Consider the following 1,995-nt stretch of genomic DNA (forward strand, 5'->3'; position numbering starts at 1 on the left):
TGATTCAGGAAGCGCCTGACTCCCCTGCTGCCTATGGCGAAATGGGTAATGTGTTGTACATGACCGGTCACTATCACCAGGCGGGCAACGCTTATGGTCAGGCTGCCATGCAGCTGATTCATGCCGGACGTTATGCCGATGGCGCCGCGCTGATTCCTATTCTCGGACGTCTGGATCCTGCGGAAGCACAAAAAGTGCAGGTGGCGCTGTCCCATGCCCCCGAAGCCGAAACCGGGATGCCGCCTGCCTGATGGTGAATTTCACAAAATCAACTCGATGGACAGCTATGCTGCTGTCTGTCGGGTTTATAGTGTGCATGGCCACTGCACAAGCCGGGGTTACATCCGATTTGTTACGTCCAAAATCCGGATGGAACCATCACTACCTTCAGCAGCTGATGCAGGCACGCCAAGCCTACTGGCAAGGCAACCCATTGCGCGCCATTCAGGAATATGCACAATTGATTCATCTTGCCCCCCAGCGGTATCTGGCAGATCTCTATGGAGAACAGGGCAATGTTTATTACCGGACAGGCGCATTTTACGCGGCGGGGAATGATTACATTCATAGCTTTCGGAATCTGATCCGGGAGAAAAACCTGCGTGGAGCCCGCACACTTATTCCCATCGTCGCACAAATCAATCCAAATGCAGCCTATCAGCTGACGATCCAATTAAATCATCAGGAGACAAACCATCATGGCGGAACAACCGACTACGGAAACACACTCGCAGTCTCAGCATCATATCGCTGGCCTTTCTGACCGCCAGCTCAGACTGATCGTCTACGCGGCACTCGTCGCCTTTCTGGTCCTCGCCGCTTATGAGTTTTATCTGGCCGTGGAAATGTCGCACGATCTCCATGAAATGACCAAACAGTTCCAGAAAATGAGTCCCAACATTCAACGTAACATGAACAGCATGTCACAAAACATGGCTGAGATGACCCATTCGACCAATTACATGGCCAGAGCCACCGGACAGATGCAGGCTGAATTCTGGAGCCTGAATCGTAACATCACCCCACCCTTTTCTTTTCTGAGTGGCATGTTGCCCTTCAATCACAATGATCCGCGCTATGGACCCAGAACGCCTCTACCCCCTCCACGCCAGGAAGCCTATGATGGAGTTCCACCGGGATATAATCCGCAATATCAAAGTGGCTATCCATATCAGGAGAATGCTTATGGCAACCACTGAGACTGATGGCGAGGTGCTGGCCAAGGAGAAAAAAATGGCGTCGCTGAGCACTGAACTGGAAACCCTCTGTGAGGTTTTGCCAGAATTGCTGGATTCCATGGACGCCGGCATTCTGCTGACCGACATTCAGGGAAAAATTGAATTCTGCAACGCTGCCGCCAAAATCTTGTTGAACACGCATCAACTGGAGCACCTGCGCAGCATACCTGGAGGTAGCGTCCAGAAAGAACTGGTGCGAGCGGCCATTGCTGCTGGTCAGGAAGATGCCGTGAGTCGACCGCAAACTGGCTGCGTCCGCTGGGATCACCTGCTTCCCGTTGCCGAAGGCGATCACAAGGTCCTGCAGATCAGAACCCGACTGGTAGAGCGCAAACAACATAAACGCCGCATTTTTTTCATCGAAGATGTCTCCGAATTGCGTCATGCCGAGCGGATTCTGGGCGGCACCCGCAGTGTGGGTTTTATTACGGATGATCCGCACATGCGCGATGCCCTCGAATTGATTGCGCAAGTCGCGGCCACCGATGCCAGCGTCATCTTTCAGGGCGAATCGGGGTCTGGTAAAGGCTTGATGGTCCGCTTACTGCATCAACAGAGTAACCGCTCCAAAAAATCCCTGGTGGAAGTGAATTGTGCCGCCATCCCCGATAATTTATTTGAAGCCGAGTTTTTCGGATCCGTGAAAGGCGCTTTTACGGGAGCAGTGACAGATCGCATCGGCCGTTTTGCGGCAGCCGATGGTGGCACGCTCTTCCTCGATGAAGTCAGCGAACTGCCCAAACATCATCAGGCCAAA

General features: G+C 52.9%; 3 protein-coding genes and 1 pseudogene. All 4 read left to right on the plus strand.

The window, feature by feature from the left end; genetic code table 11:
- Window positions 1-251, plus strand: a pseudogene (locus AC2VLY_RS02940) (tetratricopeptide repeat protein); the annotation flags it as partial.
- Window positions 252-316: 65 nt separating this feature from the next.
- Complete coding sequence (locus AC2VLY_RS02945) at window positions 317-763, plus strand: hypothetical protein (RefSeq protein WP_486892648.1); 447 nt, start codon at window positions 317-319, stop codon at window positions 761-763.
- Window positions 699-1,199, plus strand: a complete 501-nt coding sequence (locus AC2VLY_RS02950; protein WP_486892649.1) for a hypothetical protein — start codon at window positions 699-701, stop codon at window positions 1,197-1,199. Before AC2VLY_RS02945 ends, AC2VLY_RS02950 begins: the two co-directional genes overlap by 65 nt.
- Window positions 1,186-1,995: sigma 54-interacting transcriptional regulator (locus AC2VLY_RS02955; RefSeq protein ID WP_486921739.1), on the plus strand; the 810-nt coding region annotated here is incomplete at its 3' end. The genes AC2VLY_RS02950 and AC2VLY_RS02955, both read left to right, overlap by 14 nt.

The organism is Acidithiobacillus sp. TH-A36 (assembly GCF_057473445.1).

Excerpts from the sequence above, each read along its gene's own strand:
- AC2VLY_RS02945 (WP_486892648.1), top strand. The coding sequence starts at position 317 with ATGGCCACTGCACAAGCCGGGGTTACATCCGATTTGTTACGTCCAAAA.
- AC2VLY_RS02950 (WP_486892649.1), top strand. The coding sequence starts at position 699 with ATGGCGGAACAACCGACTACGGAAACACACTCGCAGTCTCAGCATCAT.